Source organism: Allobosea minatitlanensis, from assembly GCF_964020775.1.
Genome location: NZ_OZ224509.1, coordinates 1,435,266 through 1,452,446, shown reverse-complemented (window position 1 = coordinate 1,452,446; position 17,181 = coordinate 1,435,266). Strand labels below are relative to the sequence as shown.

The 17,181-nt window shown below is 68.8% G+C and carries 21 protein-coding genes; 15 read left to right on the top strand and 6 right to left on the bottom strand.

Annotated elements, in window-relative coordinates; translation table 11 throughout:
• Position 1: 1 nt before the first annotated feature.
• The 4 genes from pgsA to ACWH43_RS07125 are packed head-to-tail and all read left to right on the top strand — an operon-like array spanning position 2 to position 2,438.
• Positions 2-622, top strand: a complete 621-nt coding sequence (pgsA, locus tag ACWH43_RS07140) for a CDP-diacylglycerol--glycerol-3-phosphate 3-phosphatidyltransferase (RefSeq protein ID WP_158444937.1) — start codon at positions 2-4, stop codon at positions 620-622.
• Positions 619-912 (top strand): molybdopterin converting factor subunit 1, encoded by a 294-nt coding sequence (gene moaD, locus ACWH43_RS07135; RefSeq protein WP_158444938.1) that lies wholly within the window; start codon positions 619-621, stop codon positions 910-912. The genes pgsA and moaD overlap by 4 nt, the downstream gene beginning before the upstream one ends.
• Before the next feature lie 7 nt (positions 913-919).
• On the top strand, positions 920-1,378 hold the full coding sequence (locus tag ACWH43_RS07130; protein WP_158444939.1) for a molybdenum cofactor biosynthesis protein MoaE: 459 nt from the start codon (positions 920-922) through the stop codon (positions 1,376-1,378).
• Positions 1,347-2,438 (top strand): DUF1176 domain-containing protein, encoded by a 1,092-nt coding sequence (locus ACWH43_RS07125; protein ID WP_158444940.1) that lies wholly within the window; start codon positions 1,347-1,349, stop codon positions 2,436-2,438. The genes ACWH43_RS07130 and ACWH43_RS07125 overlap by 32 nt, the downstream gene beginning before the upstream one ends.
• Positions 2,439-2,583: 145 nt before the next feature.
• On the opposite strand, the gene ACWH43_RS07120 is transcribed toward ACWH43_RS07125, so the two are convergent.
• Positions 2,584-3,471 carry a branched-chain amino acid aminotransferase gene (locus ACWH43_RS07120; RefSeq protein WP_158444941.1) on the bottom strand — a complete coding sequence of 296 codons (888 nt, stop codon included), beginning with the start codon at positions 3,469-3,471 and terminating at the stop codon, positions 2,584-2,586.
• Positions 3,472-3,641: 170 nt separating this feature from the next.
• On the opposite strand from ACWH43_RS07120, the gene ACWH43_RS07115 reads away from it, so the two are divergent.
• The 4 genes from ACWH43_RS07115 (at position 3,642) to ACWH43_RS07100 (ending at position 6,882) form a co-directional block, all read left to right on the top strand.
• Positions 3,642-4,172, top strand: coding sequence for a MarR family winged helix-turn-helix transcriptional regulator (locus ACWH43_RS07115; protein WP_158444942.1), 531 nt, complete (start codon positions 3,642-3,644; stop codon positions 4,170-4,172).
• 94 nt (positions 4,173-4,266) lie between these two features.
• Complete coding sequence (locus ACWH43_RS07110; RefSeq protein ID WP_158444943.1) at positions 4,267-5,010, top strand: response regulator; 744 nt, start codon at positions 4,267-4,269, stop codon at positions 5,008-5,010.
• 35 nt (positions 5,011-5,045) lie between these two features.
• Entirely contained in the window at positions 5,046-6,464 is a 1,419-nt protein-coding gene (locus ACWH43_RS07105; protein WP_375796980.1) for an ATP-binding protein, read from the top strand.
• A complete protein-coding gene (locus ACWH43_RS07100) occupies positions 6,394-6,882 on the top strand; it encodes a 2'-5' RNA ligase family protein (protein ID WP_158444944.1) in 489 nt (162 codons plus the stop codon). Before ACWH43_RS07105 ends, ACWH43_RS07100 begins: the two co-directional genes overlap by 71 nt.
• A 136-nt stretch (positions 6,883-7,018) precedes the next feature.
• Here the strand turns inward: ACWH43_RS07100 and ACWH43_RS07095 are convergent, their stop codons facing one another.
• From ACWH43_RS07095 to ACWH43_RS07075, 5 genes are all read right to left on the bottom strand, one after another.
• Positions 7,019-7,378: a tRNA-binding protein gene (locus ACWH43_RS07095; protein ID WP_158444945.1), complete on the bottom strand. Its 360-nt coding sequence runs from the start codon at positions 7,376-7,378 to the stop codon at positions 7,019-7,021.
• 132 nt (positions 7,379-7,510) lie between these two features.
• A complete protein-coding gene (locus tag ACWH43_RS07090; protein WP_158444946.1) occupies positions 7,511-8,284 on the bottom strand; it encodes a TetR/AcrR family transcriptional regulator in 774 nt (257 codons plus the stop codon).
• 68 nt (positions 8,285-8,352) lie between these two features.
• Positions 8,353-9,174 (bottom strand): pyrroline-5-carboxylate reductase, encoded by an 822-nt coding sequence (proC, locus tag ACWH43_RS07085; protein ID WP_448153426.1) that lies wholly within the window; start codon positions 9,172-9,174, stop codon positions 8,353-8,355.
• A gap of 117 nt (positions 9,175-9,291) precedes the next feature.
• The gene (locus tag ACWH43_RS07080) at positions 9,292-9,798 is read right to left on the bottom strand and encodes a type III secretion system chaperone family protein (protein ID WP_158444948.1); all 507 of its coding nucleotides are present in this window, start codon (positions 9,796-9,798) and stop codon (positions 9,292-9,294) included.
• A gap of 304 nt (positions 9,799-10,102) precedes the next feature.
• Positions 10,103-10,357 carry an accessory factor UbiK family protein gene (locus tag ACWH43_RS07075; RefSeq protein ID WP_158444949.1) on the bottom strand — a complete coding sequence of 85 codons (255 nt, stop codon included), beginning with the start codon at positions 10,355-10,357 and terminating at the stop codon, positions 10,103-10,105.
• 195 nt (positions 10,358-10,552) lie between these two features.
• Here ACWH43_RS07075 and ACWH43_RS07070 point away from each other — a divergent pair, with 195 nt between their 5' ends.
• From ACWH43_RS07070 to pth, 7 genes are all read left to right on the top strand, one after another.
• Entirely contained in the window at positions 10,553-11,134 is a 582-nt protein-coding gene (locus ACWH43_RS07070) for a hypothetical protein (protein WP_158444950.1), read from the top strand.
• 228 nt (positions 11,135-11,362) lie between these two features.
• Entirely contained in the window at positions 11,363-12,307 is a 945-nt protein-coding gene (locus tag ACWH43_RS07065; RefSeq protein ID WP_158444951.1) for a ribose-phosphate pyrophosphokinase, read from the top strand.
• 82 nt (positions 12,308-12,389) lie between these two features.
• Positions 12,390-13,115 carry a 7-cyano-7-deazaguanine synthase QueC gene (gene queC / locus ACWH43_RS07060; protein ID WP_158444952.1) on the top strand — a complete coding sequence of 242 codons (726 nt, stop codon included), beginning with the start codon at positions 12,390-12,392 and terminating at the stop codon, positions 13,113-13,115.
• Positions 13,105-13,668, top strand: coding sequence for a VUT family protein (locus tag ACWH43_RS07055; RefSeq protein ID WP_158444953.1), 564 nt, complete (start codon positions 13,105-13,107; stop codon positions 13,666-13,668). The genes queC and ACWH43_RS07055 overlap by 11 nt, the downstream gene beginning before the upstream one ends.
• A gap of 136 nt (positions 13,669-13,804) precedes the next feature.
• Positions 13,805-15,715, top strand: coding sequence for a putative bifunctional diguanylate cyclase/phosphodiesterase (locus ACWH43_RS07050; RefSeq protein WP_260347695.1), 1,911 nt, complete (start codon positions 13,805-13,807; stop codon positions 15,713-15,715).
• Between the two features lie 81 nt (positions 15,716-15,796).
• A complete protein-coding gene (locus ACWH43_RS07045) occupies positions 15,797-16,414 on the top strand; it encodes a 50S ribosomal protein L25/general stress protein Ctc (protein WP_158444955.1) in 618 nt (205 codons plus the stop codon).
• Between the two features lie 151 nt (positions 16,415-16,565).
• Entirely contained in the window at positions 16,566-17,180 is a 615-nt protein-coding gene (gene pth / locus ACWH43_RS07040; RefSeq protein ID WP_158444956.1) for an aminoacyl-tRNA hydrolase, read from the top strand.
• Position 17,181 lies beyond the last annotated feature (1 nt).

Below are 17,181 nucleotides of genomic sequence, written 5' to 3'. Positions count from 1 at the left end.
GGTGCTCGACGTGACGATTCTTCCAGACGCCATCAGGCGGCGCGGCCCCTGGTCGCTGCCGAACCTCCTCACCTACGGCCGGATCCTCGCGATCCCGGCACTGGTGGCGATCCTGTTCTGGCCGCGCGACGACTGGATGCGCTGGATGGCGCTGGCGATCTACACGCTCGCCGCCATCACCGACTATCTCGACGGCTACATCGCCCGGGCCTGGAGCCAGCAATCGGCGATCGGCCGCATGCTCGACCCCATCGCCGACAAGCTCCTGGTCTGCGCCCTGCTGCTGATGCTGGTGGCGGACGGCACCATCCATGGCTGGACGCTCTGGGCGGCGATCGTCATCCTCTGCCGCGAGATCCTGGTCTCGGGCCTGCGCGAGTTCCTGGCCGATCTCAAGGTCAGCGTCCCCGTGAGCAAGGTGGCGAAATGGAAGACGACGGCGCAGCTCTTCGCGCTCGGCTTCCTGCTCGCGGGACCGGCCGGCGACAAGGTCCTGCCCGGCAACACCCAGATCGGCATCGTGCTGCTCTGGGCGGCGGCGGGGCTGACGATCTATACCGGCTGGGACTATTTCAACGCCGGCATCCGCCACCTCGTCGAGCATGACGAGCGCATGCCATGAACGCCGCCGCTCCCATCCCCGCGACCGGAACCCGCCCCGTCAGGCTGGTCTATTTCGCCTGGGTGCGCGAGCGCGTCGGCATGGCCGACGAGACGCTCGACGTCCCGGCGGATCTCGCCACGGTGGCCGATCTGGTGCGCTGGCTGAAGGCACGCGGCGAAAATTACCAGGCCGCCTTCGCCAACGAAGCCGTGGTGCGCGCGGCGCTCGACCAGGTTCACGCCAAGCCGGACAGCCCGCTCGGCAACGCGCGCGAGATCGCCTTCTTCCCGCCGATGACCGGCGGCTGAGGCCGTCATGACTCCGCTCATCCGCATCCAGCGCGAGGATTTCTCGCTTCAGGACGAGATCGACGCGCTGGCGGCCGGCCGCGCCGATATCGGCGCCGTCGTCTCCTTCATCGGCCTCTGCCGCGACGAGGCCGGCACGCTCGCGGCCCTCGAGCTGGAGCATTATCCGGGCATGGCCGAGGCCGAGATCGGCCGCGTCGCCGCCGAGGCGGCCGCGCGCTGGCCGCTCATCGGCCTCGTCGCGATCCATCGCTACGGGCTGATCCGGCCGGGCGAGCAGATCGTGCTGGTGCTGGCAGCCTCCGTCCATCGCCGCGCCGCCTTCGAGGCCGCCGATTTCATGATGGACTATCTCAAGACCCGCGCCCCGTTCTGGAAGCGCGAGCACCGCGCCGACGGCACGCTCGGCGGCTGGGTCGAAGCCAAGGCGGACGATGACGATGCGGCAGAGCGCTGGAACCGCTAGGGCTCCGAACAAGCCGAAGCGCATCCGGATTTTCCTCGCAGCGGGCCTGTGGCTGAGCTTCGCCACGGCGGCGACGGCGGCGAACGAGCCCAGGACCTTCCGTGACTGGATGGCAGGCTGCGACAACATCAGGACCTGTACCGCGATTTCGTTGCCGCCCGAGGCAGCCGAGACCGTCGCCTATCTCCGCCTCGAACGCCCGGCCGGGCCGGAAGGCGCTCCGCAGCTTCTGTTCAGGCTGCGCGGCGATTGGAAGAAGCCGCCCGCGACGCTGCAGTTCAAGCTCGATGGCGCCGCCTTTCCGGCCTCCGGCAAGCCGCTTCCCGTCACCGCCGATGGCGATGTGGTGACATTGACGTTTTCGGCCGAGGATACCGCAACGCTGATCGAGGCTGCCCGCAAGGCGACGAAGCTGACGGCGACCGCGCCCGGTGTTTCCGGAAGCATCTCGCTCGCGGGCTCCGTCGCCGCGATGCTCTGGATCGACGAGCAGCAGGGCCGGCTCGGCACGGGCACGGCGCTGGTCCGCAAAGGCACGGGCACGACCGTGCCGGCCGCTCCGGACCTGCCGGTGGTCGCGGCCACGCCGGTACCGCCCCTGCTCGACATGAAGGCAGCGAAGCAGCAGGCCGAACGCCTGCGGGCCGAGCTGAAGAAGCGAAAGCCGGATTCCTGCGAGGACGATGCGTCCGAGGGCGACGAAGCCTGGGCCCTCGGGGACAAACGGGTGCTCGTCGCGCTCGCCTGCTCGCGCGGGGCCTACAACCTCTCTTCGTCCTTCTTCATCATGCCGGAGAACGAGCCCGCCAAGGCCACGCCGCTGCGCTTCGCGGACGGCGACGGCGACGGCGGCAACGAATTGACCAATGCGAGCTTCGACCCGCGCACCGGCCATCTCGCCTTCTTCGCCAAGGGGCGGGGCATCGGCGACTGCGGCGTCAGCGGCGGCTATGCCTGGAACGGCAGGGAGTTCGTGCGGACGGAGCTCGCCATGATGGGCGAATGCCGGGGCATCGCGCCCGAGGACTGGATCACGCTGTACCGGAGCAGGGCGAAGTAGCCGCGGCGCTCAATTCGAACAGGCGCGTCATCCCGGACAAGCCGCCTCCGGCGGCGCTGATCCGGGATCCATGCCTGAACCGTTCTGGCACGGATCCCGGTCTTCACTTCGTTACGCCGGGATGATCGAGGCGTCGGCTGAAAAATCACGCCGCCTTCGACTGCGGGCGCACCGCCGCCGAATAATCCTCCATGATCACCTTGCCCATATTGCCGGTGACGAAGTTGTACGGGCCGATCTCGGAGACCAGCGTCACCTCGGCGGCCGAGCCGGTGATGAAGCACTCGTTGAAGCCTTCGAGCTCTTCCGGCCGGATGCGCCGCTCCACCACCTCGAAGCCACGCTGCCTGCACTGCTCGATCACCGACTGGCGGGTGATGCCGTTCAGGAAGCGGTCGGCGAGCGGGGTGTGGATCACGCCGTCCTTGATGAAGAAGATGTTGGCACCGGTGCATTCGGCGACGTTGCCTTCCCAGTCCAGCATCATCGCATCGGCATAGCCGGCGCGCTCGGCCTTGTGTTTCGACAGCGAGCAGATCATGTAGAGCCCCGCCGCCTTGGCATGGACCGGCGCGCAGGCCGGGTTCGGCCGGCGGTAATCGGCGACGTCGAGGCGGATGCCCTTCAGCTTGGCCGCCATGTCGAACATGCTCGGCCACTCCCACACCGCGATCGCGGTATGGATCGTGTTGTTGATGCCGGATACCGCCATCATCTCCGAGCCGCGCCAGGCGACCGGACGGATATAGGCGTCCTTGAGCCCGTTCTCCTTCAGGCAGAGATACTTGGCCTCGTCGAGCTCCGCGACCGAATAGGGGATCGTGAAATCCATGATCTCGGCCGATTTGTGGAAGCGCTTCGAGTGCTCGGTGCCCTTGTAGATGACGCCGTCATAGGAGCGCTCGCCCTCGAAGATGCAGGAGCCATAGTGCAACCCATGGGTCAGTACGTGAATCTTCGCGTCCTTCCACGGCACGAGCTTGCCGTCGAACCAGATGACGCCGTCGCGCTGGTCGAAAGGAATGACTGACATGGGACCTTCTCCTGGGTGCTCATCTGCCCCGAACTCCGGCACAGCCGATTCCGGAACGCAAGCCTGGGTCTAAAGCTGCGCCGCCACGACACGCTTTGAAATAATCGTTCGCTCAGCGCGCTTGACTGGTAATCTTTCGTCTGAGATATGTCAATAACGTTGACCTAAATATGGGGAGAGCTTTTTTGACCGGGAGCCTCGCCCGCTCGAAACCGATCGCGCCGGAGACGGCAGCCGCGCCGCCGCCCCCGCCCGTCCCCTACGACCTGATCGAACTGCTCTTCTTCGCCTATCGCGACTTCGTCGGCGACCCCGACCGGATCCTGGCCGATTACGGCTTCGGCCGCGCCCATCACCGTGTGCTGCATTTCGTCCAGCGCCGGCCGGGGCTGACCATCGCCGAACTGCTCGAGATCCTGCAGATCACCAAGCAGAGCCTCAACCGCGTGCTCAAGGAGCTGGTCGAGAAGGGCTATATCGAGCAGCGCACCGGCCGGCAGGACAAGCGCCAGCGCCATCTCCACACCACCCCGTCCGGGCAGGATCTGGCGCTGCGCCTGGTCCAGCTCCAGTCGAGGCGGATCCTGGCCGCGCTCGACAGCGTCGGCCCCGAATCGGCGGAAACGGTCGCGCGCTACCTCGCGGCGCTGATCGATCCCGCGGAGCGGCCGAAGGTGAAGGGATTGCTCGACAAGCCCTGAAAAGCGCCGCCGCAGCGATCGATTGACGACCCTGCCCCTGCCCTGTGCTATGAAGGCGGCCATCGCGCCAGCAGCGCGGCAGAGAGACGCCTGGATGATCGAAACCGAAGCTCCGGCGAAGCCGGTCCGCAAGATCCTGCCGGACGAAGCCCCGCATGTGCTCGTCGTCGACGACGACCGGCGCCTGCGCGAATTGCTGGCCCGCTTCCTCGGCGACAACGGCTACCGCGTCACCACCGCCGCCAACGCCGCCGAAGCCGATACCCGTCTCGGTCATCTCGTCTTCGACGCGATCGTGCTCGACGTGATGATGCCGGGCGAGAACGGCTTCGACTTCGCCCGCCGCTTCCGCAGCGCTTCGGCCGTGCCGATCCTGATGCTGACCGCCCGCGCCGACGGCAAGGACCGCATCAACGGGCTGGAGATCGGCGTCGACGACTATCTCGCCAAGCCGTTCGAGCCGCGCGAATTGCTGCTGCGCCTCGGCAACATCCTGAAGCGCACCGTCGTCGTCGAAACCGCGCAATCCGGCGCGCGGCCCGACTTCGTCCGCTTCGGCCCCTTCCTTTACGGGCTGGCGCGCGGCGAATTGCGCCGGGGCGAGGACACGATCCGCCTGACCGAGCGCGAGCGCGAGATCCTGACGGCGCTGGCCGAGCGCGCCGGCGAGGTGGTGCCGCGCGAGGAGCTGGCGGCGCAGGGCTCGGCCGCCAACGACCGCACGGTCGACGTGCAGATGAACCGGCTGCGCCGCAAGATCGAGCGCGATCCCGCCGATCCGCTCTATCTTCAGACCGTCCGCGGCGTCGGCTACAGGCTGTTGACGGACAGGGCGTGACACCGACCCGTCAGGACGAGAAGACGCCGGCCGCGCTGCGGATCGCCGCGGCTTGGCTCGGGCGCGCGCGCTCCGCTTTGCTCCAGGGCGCCAAACAGGCCAACGGCGTCGTCAAGCCGGTCCTGAAGCGCATCGGCCATCCGCTCCAGATCGTCGCGCGCTACATGCCCAAGGGGCTCTATCCGCGCGCCCTGGTCATCGTCATCGCGCCGGTCGTGCTGCTGCAGTCGGTCATCGCCTATGTCTTCATGGAGCGGCACTGGCAGACGGTGACGCAGCGGCTCTCCGCCGCCGTCTCGGCCGACATCGCCATGCTGATCGACGTCTATGAGAGCTATCCGCAGGACCCCGACATCGCAACGCTCTCGCGCATCGCCGCCGAGCGCCTCGGCATGGATGTCGACATCATCCCCGATTCGGACCTGCCGGCGCCGGGGCCCCGCCCCTTCTTCTCGCTGCTCGACAACGCGCTGTCGACCGAGCTTTCCCAGCAGGTCGCACGGCCGTTCTGGCTCGACACGGTCGGCCGCTCCAGCCTGATCGAGATCCGCATCAAGCTCGGCAAGGACGTGATGCGCATCCTGACCCGGCGCAACGCGGCCTATGCCTCGAACAGCCACATCTTCCTGCTCTGGATGATCGGCACCTCGCTGATCCTGCTGACCATCGCGGTGCTGTTCCTGCGCAACCAGATCCGGCCGATCCTCAAGCTCGCCGACGCGGCCGAGGCCTTCGGCAAGGGCCGCGACGCCGAGTTCCGCCCGCGCGGGGCGCGCGAGGTGCGCCGCGCGGGCAACGCCTTCATCGAGATGAAGCGCCGCGTCGAGCGCTCCATCGGCGAGCGCACGACGATGCTGAACGGCGTCAGCCACGACCTGCGCACCATCCTGACGCGCTTTCGGCTCTCCCTGGCGCTAATGGAGCGCTCCGCCGAGATCGAGGCGCTGGAGAGGGATGTCGACGAGATGGCGCGCATGCTGGAGGACTATCTCGCCTTCGCCCGCGGCGACGCCGGCGAGGCTCCGACCGAGACCGATATCCGCGCCCTGCTCCAGGAGCTGAAGGCCGATGCCGAGCGGCAGGGGCACCAGACCGAGCTGGAGGTGGAGGGCGACCCCGAGGTCGTCGTCCGGCCGGACGCCTTCCGCCGTCTCCTGACCAACCTCGTCTCCAACGCTGCCCGCTACGGCAACCGCATCGCCATCCGCGCCACCCATGACGCGCGCTACCTGATCGTCACCGTCGACGACGACGGCCCGGGCATCCCGGCCGAGCTGCGCGAGGACGTCTTCCGCCCCTTCTTCCGCCTCGACGAGGCGCGCAATGTCGACGGCGGCGGCACCGGCCTCGGCCTCGCCATCGCCCGCGACATCGCCCGCGCCCATGGCGGCGACATCATGCTCGGCGATTCCCCGCTGGGGGGCCTCAGGGCGACGGTGCGATTGCCTGTCTAGGGTCTGCTCAAGGTGGAAAGCTGACCTTCAATCGGCGAGAAATGAGGCTGCGGGAGCCGGAGCATGGGCCATCTACGATGACGATGCGGTGCGAGAGGCCGAGATTCGGCGCGCGCTCGATAACGCCAGCAAAAACTTGCGCGCGGTTACGCTGACCTTTGATGCCATTTGCAGCTTTGATGGCCCGCCGATGGTTCTCTGGGCATCGCCCCGTCCCAGTGCGGTCTTGCGGGCTATCCACGGAGCAATCCATGCCGCCATCAACCCCACCTCTTGTCGGCCACATTACCGGCCAGGGGCATGGAAACCTCATTGCACGCTAGGCACGCAAGTGAGGGACGATCAGCGCGAGGCGGCGCTAGCTTTCGCCCGCCGAGCAAGCAGCGTGTTTGATGTGATCTTCGACTCTCTCGACTAAATCGACTTCCCGCCTGTGGCGCCTTTCGAGCTGAGGAAGCTGCTCTGAGCCAAGCGCGCAAAGCTCACGGGAGCGCCCGAGTTGACGGGTCGAAATCCGACATTCCGACGATGATCCATGGCCCGGAAGGTGCGATCTAAAACAGCCGCCCGCCCTCCGGCACGGCATGGCCGGGGCCGATCAGAACGACCTCGCCATCGGCATCGGGCACGCCGAGCGTCAGCACCTCGGACATGAACTTGCCGATCTGGCGCGGCGGGAAATTGACCACGGCGAGCACCTGCCGGCCCCGCAGATCCTCGGGCCGGTAGTGCCTGGTGATCTGGGCGGAGGATTTCTTCCGGCCGATCGTGCCGCCGAAATCGATGACCAGCTTGATCGCCGGCTTGCGGGCCTCGGGATAGGGCTCGGCCTCGACGATGGTGCCGACGCGGATGTCGACCTTGAGGAAATCGTCGAAGCCGATCGCGGCGGCGATGTCGTGAGATGCGTGCAAGGTTCCTCCCAACCCTGGTGGCGGGTTTCGAGATCGATGAAGATGAGGGCGCGACAGCGTCGCACCCGGCCGGCGCCTTCGCTGGCGCGGCCGGGCGCGATGCGCCGTGCGGATGGGGGGTGGTCGAAAGCTTCAGATCGCCGGCGCGTAATCCTCGTTGTCCTCGCCGCGCTCGGGAGCGCGCTCGCGCCGCCGCGCCTTCAGCGGGCGGCCCGAGCAGAGCGCCCGCGCCAGCCCGCGGAACGGCGCCGTCAGCCGGTGCACGTCCTCGACGCGGGCCATGATCCGCCCGGCCGTCTTCAGCTCGCGGTCGAGCCGCGCCATGGTCTTCGACAGCTCCGGCTCGTCGTCGTCGAGCCAGACCTCGGAGACCCGCGCCATCAGCAGGACCGCGCCCTGCACGCGCAGTCCGCCGAGCGAATCCTCGGTCGGGATGCCGGCGGAAGCCAGCGTGTAGCGCCAGGAATTGACCGCGCCGCGGTTGAGCGCCGCCAGTGCCAGCGGGTCGCGGCGGATCACGGGGACGATCCTGCGCAGGCCCGCCTTGTAGGGCGCCATCGCATCGAGCCGGCGCATCACGAGGTCGAACAGGCGCTCCTTCACCGGCTCGCCGGCGAGATCGTCCGCGCTCCCCGCCAGCACGGCATCGTCGACGATGCGGGTGACGCCGCCGAGCATGGCGAGCTTGGAGGGGAAGAGGCCGCGCAACTGCGCCAGCGTCAGCCCGGCCTCGGCGGCGATGTCCGGCAGCTCGATCTCGTCCCAGGGCCGGGTCGCGGCGAGGCTCATCAGGGCGTCGACCGCCCGCCGGCGCGGGTCTGCCGGCCTGCCGGCCTCGGGCGCGGTCATCCGGGCGGCGGCGGCCTCGGCGGATTCGGCCTTTCCGGAAACGGGTTTGCGGGCCATGGCTGTGCTCCTCATCGCTTCGCAACGGAAGCAAGGTTAGGCCGCTATCGTGGCCGGCGAAAGGCCGTTCAGCCGGAAAGCTCGCCGGCGCGGCGCTTGGCGGCGGCGACGGCCCTGCGCATCAAGGGCTTCATCCCGTCCTCGGCCATCAGCACCGCGAGCGCCGCCGCCGTCGTGCCGCCGGGCGAGGTGACGTTCTGGCGCAGCGTGCCGGGCGGCAGCGGCGACTGGAACAGCAGTTCCCCCGCCCCCTCCACCGTCGCCCGCGCCAGCCTCTCGGCGACATCGGCGGGCAGGCCCGCCTCGACGCCGGCCGCGGCGAGGCATTCGACGAGATGGAAGACATAGGCCGGGCCGGAGCCCGACACCGCGGTCACGGCGTCGATCAGCCCCTCGTCCTCAAGCCATTCGACCTTGCCGATGCTGCCGAGCAGCGCGTCGGCGGTGGCACGCTGGGCGGCGCTGACGCCCTTGCCCGGCGCCGCCGCCGTGGCGCCGCGCTGCACCGAGGCCGGCAGGTTCGGCATGGCGCGGATGATCGCCGTCGCATTGGGCAGGCGGGCGGACAGATCGCCCAGGGTCTTGCCGGCGAGAATCGAGATCAGCAGCGTCTTCGGATGGATGAAGGCCTGCACCGCCGGGGCCGCGGTATCGAGCATCTGCGGCTTCGTCGCCAGCACCAGCACCTTGGCCGGCGCGATCTCCCGGGCGGAGGGGTTGAGCCGCATCCCCTTCTCGGCGGCGAGCTCGGCGATCTCGTCGGAGGGCTTGGGATCGATCAGGCTGATGGCGGCCGGGGCGATGCCCATGCGCAGCCAGCCTTCCAGCATCGCGCCCCCCATCTTGCCCGCGCCGATGAGGACGAGCGATTGCGGCAACGAAGCGGTCATGGCAGGCCCTCGATGGCTGGCGGCGATCCCGGTGCGAGGCCCCGGGGATTCTGGAATGGCGCAGCCTTCCCGCCTCGCCGTCGCGGGTCAAGCCCGCGCGTGAGGTCGGCGCGGCCCTCAGGCTTCGCCCGCCGTCTCCAGCATGGCGCCCTCCAGCCCTTCCTTCGCGGTCTTGCCGGCCCAGACGACGAACTGGAACGCCTGATAATAGCGCTCGCAGGCGTCGATGGCGCTCTTGATCAGGGCGGCGGCCTGCTCGTCGGTCGCCTCGGCCCCGCCGGAGAGCAGCAGCGCGTGGCGGTACATCACCACGCCCTCGCTGCTCCAGAGGTCGAAATGGCCGAGCCAGAGCTGCTCGTTGACCAGGCCGACCAGTTGCAGGACCTCGCCGCGGCGGCGCTCCGGCACCTTGAGGTCGAAGGCGCAGGCGATATGCAGCGCCTCCACCTCGGCAAGCCAGGTGATCGCCACATGGTATTCGGACCAGCCGCCGGTGACCGAGACGGAAAGCTCGTCGTCGCTGTCGCGGTCGAAGGTCCAGTCGTTGAGGGCAGCGAGCCGCTCGAACAGGTCGAGAGGATTGGAAGGCCGATCGAAATCGGCATCCATATCGAGGTCCATCATGCCCTGGGGTCCACCTTCCGGATGCTGGCACATCCGGCGCGTTCGAGAAGAGGAACACGGCGACTGGAAAGCCGAAGGAACGCAACACACCTCCGGAACGCTCCCGGGGAAGCGCTCCCATCCGCCCGGCAAAGCGAATCTGCCAGACGAATCAATTCTTTCCACCGACGATAGCGCAGGTGCTGTGACGCTCCCAACACGGCGACGAAGCTCCCCGGATTCGGGCGCCGGGCTCAATCCCCCGCGGGCGCTGTCCACAGCACTTGGCTGTGGACACGCGGACCTAGGGTCAGGGCCGCCGGATTCAGGACTTGCCGAGCTTCTCCTCGAGCGCGGCGAGACGCGCCGCGAGCCTGTCGTTCTCCTCGCGGGCGAGGAGCGCCATCTCGCGCACGGCCTCGAACTCCTCGCGCGGCACCACGTCGAGCTCGCGCAGCAGCTTCTCGATCTGCATCTTCACCACGGTCTCGACTTCGCGGCGCACACCCTGCGCGGCGCCGGCCGCATCGGTGGCGAGGCGCGCGATGTCGTCGAGGAAGCGGCTGCTGGTGCTGGCCATGAATCGTCTCCCATGCGGAGGAAGCTCCGCTTTCCGGCCTATATGGGAGAAGCCCCTCCGCATCGCAATCGAAAGCCGCGGGGCCGCCGCGGCGCGGCGACGGCCTGCGCGATCTGGACCTCGCCCGGCGATGCGCCTAGAAAGAGCGAACAGGGTAGTTCGTAGCGATCCACAGCCCAAAGGGCGGGAGGCGTCATGTTTCATCGTTTGAGCGGCCTCGCTCTGGGGCCGGCTTTGGCGCTCGCGCTCGCCGGCTGCCAGGAAACCACCCAGACTGCGGCCCGCCCGCGCGTCGACGCGCCCGGCGTCCCCGTCTCGGTCCAGAGCATCTCCGGAGCCCCCGAGGACGTCACCACGAGCTTCGCCGGCCTGCTCGGCGAGGCCGCGGCCGAGCGCAAGATGGAGATCGTCCCCGGCAACAAGCCGGCGCGCTTCCGCGTCAAGGGCTATCTCACCGCCCAGCCGACCGAGGACGGCCAGACCGCGCTCGCCTTCGTCTGGGACGTCTACGATTCGACCAAGCAGCGCGCCCAGCGCGTCCAGGGCGAGAGCATCGGCAAGCGCAGCGACGGCTCCGACCCCTGGGCCGGCATCGACCGGACGGTGGTCGCCAAGGCAGCCTCGGATTCGATGGATGCGATCGCCGGCTTCCTCGTCACCACGCCGGCCGCCGAGGCCGCGCTCGCCCCGGCGCAGGGCAGCGGCAGAAGCAAGGCGAATGGCGGGAAGACCGCCGATGCCCGCACCGCCTCGGCCGGCAGCGGCAAGCGGCTCTGACGGCCGGAAACGCCCCGGCATGGCTCCCGGGGCTGCGCGCGTCGCGGCGCCCGGGACGACTCGCCGTTCCGGGACGCTCCGCCGCCGCGCGCCCCGTTTTGTCATGTGTTTTGCATACTGATATTGCAGCGCAGCGGTCGACTCCATGCGGCGGCACTGTTAAGAGCCCTTCCAATTGAGCCGGCCCGGTCGGCTCGCGCCCCGCCTCCTGCAACGGTACGCCACGGCATGGCCTCTCATTTCAAAGTCGTCGCCGGTAATTCCAACCGGCCGCTCGCCGAATCCATCTGCAATCATCTCAGCATTCCGCTCGCCAAGGCCTCGGTCCGGCGCTTCGCCGACATGGAAGTCTTCGTCGAGATCCAGGAGAACGTGCGCGGGCAGGATGTCTTCGTCATCCAGTCCACCTCCTTCCCCACCAACGACCATCTGATGGAACTGCTCATCATCGTCGATGCGCTGCGCCGCTCCTCGGCCAAGCGCATCACGGCGGTGATCCCCTATTTCGGCTATGCCCGGCAGGACCGGCGCGCCTCGGGCCGCACCCCGATCTCGGCCAAGCTCGTCTCCAACCTGATCACCCATGCCGGCGTCGACCGCGTGCTGACGCTCGACCTCCATGCCGGACAGATCCAGGGCTTCTTCGACATTCCGACCGACAACCTGTTCGGTGCGCCGCTGATGGCGCGCGACATCAAGGACCGGCTGGAGTGGAAGAACGCCATGGTCGTGTCGCCGGATGTCGGCGGCGTGGTCCGGGCCCGCGCGCTGGCCAAGCGCATCGACGCCCCACTCGCCATCGTCGACAAGCGCCGCGACCGGCCGGGCGAGTCGGAGGTCATGAACATCATCGGCTCGGTCGAGGGCCGCTCCTGCATCCTGATCGACGACATCGTCGATTCGGGCGGCACGCTGGTGAACGCCGCCGAGGCGCTGCTCGAGCAGGGCGCCAAGGAGGTCTACGCCTACATCACCCATGGCGTGCTCTCGGGCGGGGCCGTGGCGCGCATCGCCGGCTCCAAGCTCAAGGAGCTCGTCATCACCGACTCGATCATGCCGACCGAGGCGGTCAAGGTCGCCCGCAACATCCGCGTCATCTCGATCGCGGGGCTGATGGGCGAGGCGATCGAGCGCACGGCGAGCGAGACCAGCGTCTCCAGCCTGTTCGACTGAGCATGTCGGGGCAGTCGGCAATGGGCGGTCGGCGGTCGGAAACCCGCGGGGCTGCATTCCGGCTGCCGACGACGAGGTTCCCATGACCTCCCGCGCCCTCGTGCTTTTCTCCGGCGGACAGGATTCGACCACGGCGCTCGCCTGGGCCCTCGACCGCTTCGACGCGGTCGAGACGGTCGGCTTCGACTACGGCCAGCGCCATCGCGTCGAGATGGAGTGCCGGCTGGCGATCCGCGGGAAGCTGCCGGCCCTGTCCTCGACCTATGCCGAGAGGCTCGGCCCCGACCACGTCATCGACCTCGCCGCGCTGGGCGCGCTCTCCGAGACCGCGCTGACGCGCGAGACCGAGATCGTCTTCGCCGAGACCGGCCTGCCCTCGACCTTCGTGCCGGGCCGCAACCTGATCTTCCTGACCTTCGCCGCCGCCCTCGCCTACCGGCGCAACCTGCGCCATATCGTGCTCGGCGTCTGCGAGACCGACTATTCCGGCTACCCCGACTGCCGCGACGACACGATCAAGGCGATGCAGGTGAGCTTAAGCCTCGGCCTCGACCGCAGGCTCGTGCTGCATACGCCGCTGATGTGGCGCGACAAGGCCCAGACCTTCGCGCTCGCCCGCGAACTCGGCGGCCAGGCCCTGCTCGACCTCGTCGTCGCCGAGAGCCATAGCTGCTATCTCGGCGACCGCACGACGCGGCATGGCTGGGGCTATGGCTGCGGCCATTGCCCGGCCTGCGACTTGCGTGCGAAGGGCTATGAGGCCTATCTCGCCTCTCCCGGCAACAGCGGACCGTCCTATGACACATGATCGTCAGCGGCTGACCGAAGGCGTCGTCGCGCTCGTGCTCTTCGGCCTCACCATTCCGGCCGCGAACTGGATGCTCGGCCATGTCGGCACGGTCTGCGTGCCCGGCGGCCCCTGCCTGGTGCCGGTCTGGCCCGGCATCGACGCGCCGAGCGGCGTCCTGATGATCGGCCTCGCCCTCGTGCTGCGCGACATCGTCCAGCGCCGCCTCGGCCCGCTCGCCGGGCTCGCCGCCATCGCGATGGGCACCCTGATCTCGGCGCTGCTGGCGCCGCCCGCCATCGTCCTGGCCTCGGTCGCGGCCTTCACCTTGTCGGAGCTCGCCGATTTCGCCGTCTATACCCCGCTGCAGCGCCGCCGCTTCGTCACCGCGGTGGTCGCCTCCGGCATCGCCGGGCTGGTCGTCGACTCGGTGGTCTTCCTGCATCTCGCCTTCGGCAATCTCGATTTCCTCGCCGGCCAGATCCTCGGCAAGGCCTGGATGATCCTGCTCGCTTTGCCGCTGATGCATCTGCTGCGCCGCCGCGACGAGCGCCTCGGCCTCGTCGCGGCCTGAGGCCCGGGAACGCGGCGAAGAACGGGTCGCCGCGCGCCCGCGGCGACCGCTCAAATTGCGCCTGAACTTCACAAACGGATCTTAACCGGCCTTCGGTATCGTCCCGTCCCTCTTCGACGCAATGGTCGGGAAACGCGTGACGAACCCAACCGCCCGGCTGCAAAGGCTGCAGAACGACATCCTCGAGCTGATCGCGCGCGGCGAGCCGCTCGCCGCCTGCATGGAGCGCCTCTGCCTGCGCGCCGAGGCGGTGGCGCGCGGCGTCGTCTGCTCGGTCGTCACGGTCGACGAGGACGGCCTGCTCCGGCCGCTCAGCTCGCCCAGCCTGCCCGCCTCCTACGCCGCGTCGCTCGACGGCGTCCCGATCGGCCCCGATGTCGGCTCCTGCGGCACGGCGATCTATCGCGGCGAAGCCGTCGAGGTGACCGACATCGCGACCGACCCGCTCTGGGAAGGCCTGACCCATCTGGTGCTGCCGCTCGGCCTGCGCGCGAGCTGGTCGGTGCCGATCAAGGCCCGGGACGGCCGCGTCGTCGGCGCCTTCGCCTTCTACTACCGCAAGCCCGGCCGCCCCCGCCCCATCGAGCGCAGCATCGTGGCGACCTGCGTTCATCTCTGCGCCATCGCGATCGAGCATGAGGAGGTACGGGTCCACAATCACCGGCTCGCCTATTTCGACACGCTGACGAACCTGGCCAACCGCACCCGCTTCAACGAAGCGATCGCGGCGATGTGCGCCGGCGCGCCCGGCCCCCTCGGGCTGATGCTGATCGACATCGACAACCTCAAGGTCGTCAACGACACGCTCGGCCATGCCGCCGGGGACGCGCTGATCGCGGAGATCGGCGGGCGCCTCAGCCGGGTGCTGGCGGGGTGCCTCGCCTGCCGCATCGGCGGCGACGAGTTCGCGGTGCTGGTGCCCGCCTGCGAATCCGCCGGCCGGATGCGGGCGCTCGCCTCGGCGGTCCTCGCCGCGATGTCGCCGCCGATCGAGCATGACGGGCAGAGCATCGTCCCCAGCGTCACCATCGGCGGCGACATCGCCGGGATCGGGACCGACAGCGTCACGCTGCGCCAGAACGCCGACCTCGCGCTCTACCATGCGAAGGAAACCCGGCGCGGCGGCTATGTCCGCTTCCGGCGCGGCCTGCGCACCGCCATGACCCGGCGCCTGCGGGTCCGTCGCCAGGTCGAGGACGCGCTCGCCGAGGAGCGCATCATGCCCTATTACCAGCCGATCATCCGGCTCGACAACGGCGAGATCGTCGGCGTCGAGGCCCTGGCGCGGATGCGCCTCGGCGACGGGCGCATCGTCACGGCCGGCGACTTCCAGGAAGCGCTGCTCGACCCCCATGTCGCCTATCGCATATCGGGCCGGATGCTCGCCGCCATCGCCGCCGACATGGCCGAATGGCAGGAGGCAGGGCTCCAGTTCCAGCATGTCGCGCTCAACGTCACGGCGGCCGATTTCCGGAAAGGCGATCTCGTCGCGCGCATCGGCCGGACCTTCGACAAGGCCGGCGTGCCGCTGCGCCACCTCGTCATCGAGATCACCGAGCAGGTCTTCATGGGCGGGCCGCGCGACGGCGTGGCCCGCACCATGGAGGCCCTGCGCGCCCAGGGCATGTCGGTGGCGCTCGACGATTTCGGCACCGGCTTCGCCTCGCTGACCCATCTGCTCGACTTCCCGATCGACATCATCAAGATCGACCGCTCCTTCGTCGGCGCCATCGACAGCGGCGCGCGCAGCGGCGTCATCGTGGAATCCCTGCAGACCATGGCGAAACGGCTCGGCATGAAGATCATCGCCGAGGGCATCGAGACGCAAGGGCAGGCCCGCCGCCTCGGCGAGATGGGCTGCCTGCTGGGGCAGGGCTTCCTCTATTCCCCGCCCGTGCCGGCGCCGGCGATCCGCGAATTGCTGCTGCGCTTCGGCCAGCGCGAGCCGAGCGCCAGCCTCGCCAACAGCGGCTTCGCCGTGAGCGCGGCCGGAACAGGCTTGAGATCGCGGCGTTTTTCGCCTATGAGCAGCCTCGCGTCCCGCTGACACCCTTGGAGGCTCTGGACGCATCATCCGATGGCCGCCGACTGGCGGCCTTGTCATTTTTGTGAAGTCAAGGACATCAACATGACCGCCGTGAAGCAAATCCAGGCTTCGGCGCGCGCACAGGTCGGCAAGGGGGCCGCCCGTGCAGTTCGCCGCCAGGGCCAGACGCCTGCCGTGATCTATGGTGGGGGCGCCGCTCCCGAGGCCATCGCGCTCGACGCCAACAAGACCCGCCAGCTCATTTTCGGCGGCCACTTCCTGACCACGATCTTCGAGATCGACGTCGCCGGCAAGAAGCAGCGCGTCATCCCGCGCGACTACCAGCTCGACCCGGTCAAGGACTTCCCGCTGCATGTCGACTTCCTGCGCGTCGCCAAGGGCCAGACCGTCACCGTGCTCGTGCCGGTCCATGTCGTCGGCCAGGAGTCGAGCCCCGGCGTCAAGTCCGGCGGCCTCGTCCAGATCGTCGAGCACAGCCTTGAAGTCTCGGTCGAACCGGACAGCATCCCGGCCTCCTTCGAGATCTCGGTCGCCGGCATGAACATCGGCGATTCGCTCCAGGTCGACGCCATCAAGCTGCCGGCCGGCACCAGGCTGACGCTGGGCGCGGACGCCACCGTCGTCACCATCGCCCCGCCGACCGTCGAAGCCGAGCCGGAAGCCGCCGAGGCCGAGGGCGAGGCCGAAGCCAAGGCCTGATGCGCCGGCGCCGGATGGCGCCAGCGCCTCACCCGCGATCGAACGAGACGGCCGGGCTCTCCCGGCCGTCTTGCTTTGGCGCCGGCCCGGAACGGAAAGCCGCTTTCCGGACCGATCCGCCGCCGATCCCCGAGCCTGCCGGAGTCCCGTCATGCTGATCCTTGCCGGCCTCGGCAATCCGGGCGCGCGCTATGCCCGCAACCGCCACAATATCGGCTTCATGGCGGTGGACGAGATCGCCCGCATCCACCGCGCCTCGCCCTGGCGCGCCCGCTTCCAGGCGGAGGCCTGCGAGGCGACGATCGGCGGCGAGAAAGCCATCCTGCTCAAGCCGCAGACCTATATGAACGAATCCGGCCGCTCCATCGGCGAGGCCGCGCGCTTCTTCAAGATCGCCCCCGCCGATGTGATCGTCTTCCATGACGAGCTCGACCTCGCCCCGGCCAAGCTCCGGGTGAAGCTCGGCGGCGGCAATGCCGGCCATAACGGGCTGCGCTCCACCACCGCCGCCATCGGCAACGACTATCGCCGCGTGCGGATGGGCATCGGCCATCCCGGGCTGAAGGAGCTGGTGCACGGCTATGTGCTGAACGATTTCGGCAAGGCCGAGCAGCCCTGGGTCGAGGATCTGTGCACGGCCTGCGCCGACTTCGCTCCCCTCCTCGCCGTCCATGACGATGCCGGCTTCCAGAACAAGGTGCATCTCTTCATGGATGCGCGCGGCCATGCCGCCGTGAAGCGGCTCGGCGAGAAGGCGGCCGACTGAG

Excerpts from the sequence above, each read along its gene's own strand:
- ACWH43_RS07120 (WP_158444941.1), bottom strand. The coding sequence starts at position 3,471 with ATGTCAGTCATTCCTTTCGACCAGCGCGACGGCGTCATCTGGTTCGAC.
- ACWH43_RS07090 (WP_158444946.1), bottom strand. The coding sequence starts at position 8,284 with ATGGCCCGCAAACCCGTTTCCGGAAAGGCCGAATCCGCCGAGGCCGCC.
- ACWH43_RS07075 (WP_158444949.1), bottom strand. The coding sequence starts at position 10,357 with ATGGCCAGCACCAGCAGCCGCTTCCTCGACGACATCGCGCGCCTCGCC.
- ACWH43_RS07125 (WP_158444940.1), top strand. The coding sequence starts at position 1,347 with ATGACGATGCGGCAGAGCGCTGGAACCGCTAGGGCTCCGAACAAGCCG.
- ACWH43_RS07065 (WP_158444951.1), top strand. The coding sequence starts at position 11,363 with ATGGCCTCTCATTTCAAAGTCGTCGCCGGTAATTCCAACCGGCCGCTC.
- ACWH43_RS07070 (WP_158444950.1), top strand. The coding sequence starts at position 10,553 with ATGTTTCATCGTTTGAGCGGCCTCGCTCTGGGGCCGGCTTTGGCGCTC.
- pth (WP_158444956.1), top strand. The coding sequence starts at position 16,566 with ATGCTGATCCTTGCCGGCCTCGGCAATCCGGGCGCGCGCTATGCCCGC.
- ACWH43_RS07080 (WP_158444948.1), bottom strand. The coding sequence starts at position 9,798 with ATGATGGACCTCGATATGGATGCCGATTTCGATCGGCCTTCCAATCCT.
- moaD (WP_158444938.1), top strand. The coding sequence starts at position 619 with ATGAACGCCGCCGCTCCCATCCCCGCGACCGGAACCCGCCCCGTCAGG.
- queC (WP_158444952.1), top strand. The coding sequence starts at position 12,390 with ATGACCTCCCGCGCCCTCGTGCTTTTCTCCGGCGGACAGGATTCGACC.
- ACWH43_RS07045 (WP_158444955.1), top strand. The coding sequence starts at position 15,797 with ATGACCGCCGTGAAGCAAATCCAGGCTTCGGCGCGCGCACAGGTCGGC.
- ACWH43_RS07055 (WP_158444953.1), top strand. The coding sequence starts at position 13,105 with ATGACACATGATCGTCAGCGGCTGACCGAAGGCGTCGTCGCGCTCGTG.
- ACWH43_RS07115 (WP_158444942.1), top strand. The coding sequence starts at position 3,642 with ATGGGGAGAGCTTTTTTGACCGGGAGCCTCGCCCGCTCGAAACCGATC.
- ACWH43_RS07100 (WP_158444944.1), top strand. The coding sequence starts at position 6,394 with ATGGCGGCGACATCATGCTCGGCGATTCCCCGCTGGGGGGCCTCAGGG.
- proC (WP_448153426.1), bottom strand. The coding sequence starts at position 9,174 with ATGACCGCTTCGTTGCCGCAATCGCTCGTCCTCATCGGCGCGGGCAAG.
- ACWH43_RS07110 (WP_158444943.1), top strand. The coding sequence starts at position 4,267 with ATGATCGAAACCGAAGCTCCGGCGAAGCCGGTCCGCAAGATCCTGCCG.
- ACWH43_RS07130 (WP_158444939.1), top strand. The coding sequence starts at position 920 with ATGACTCCGCTCATCCGCATCCAGCGCGAGGATTTCTCGCTTCAGGAC.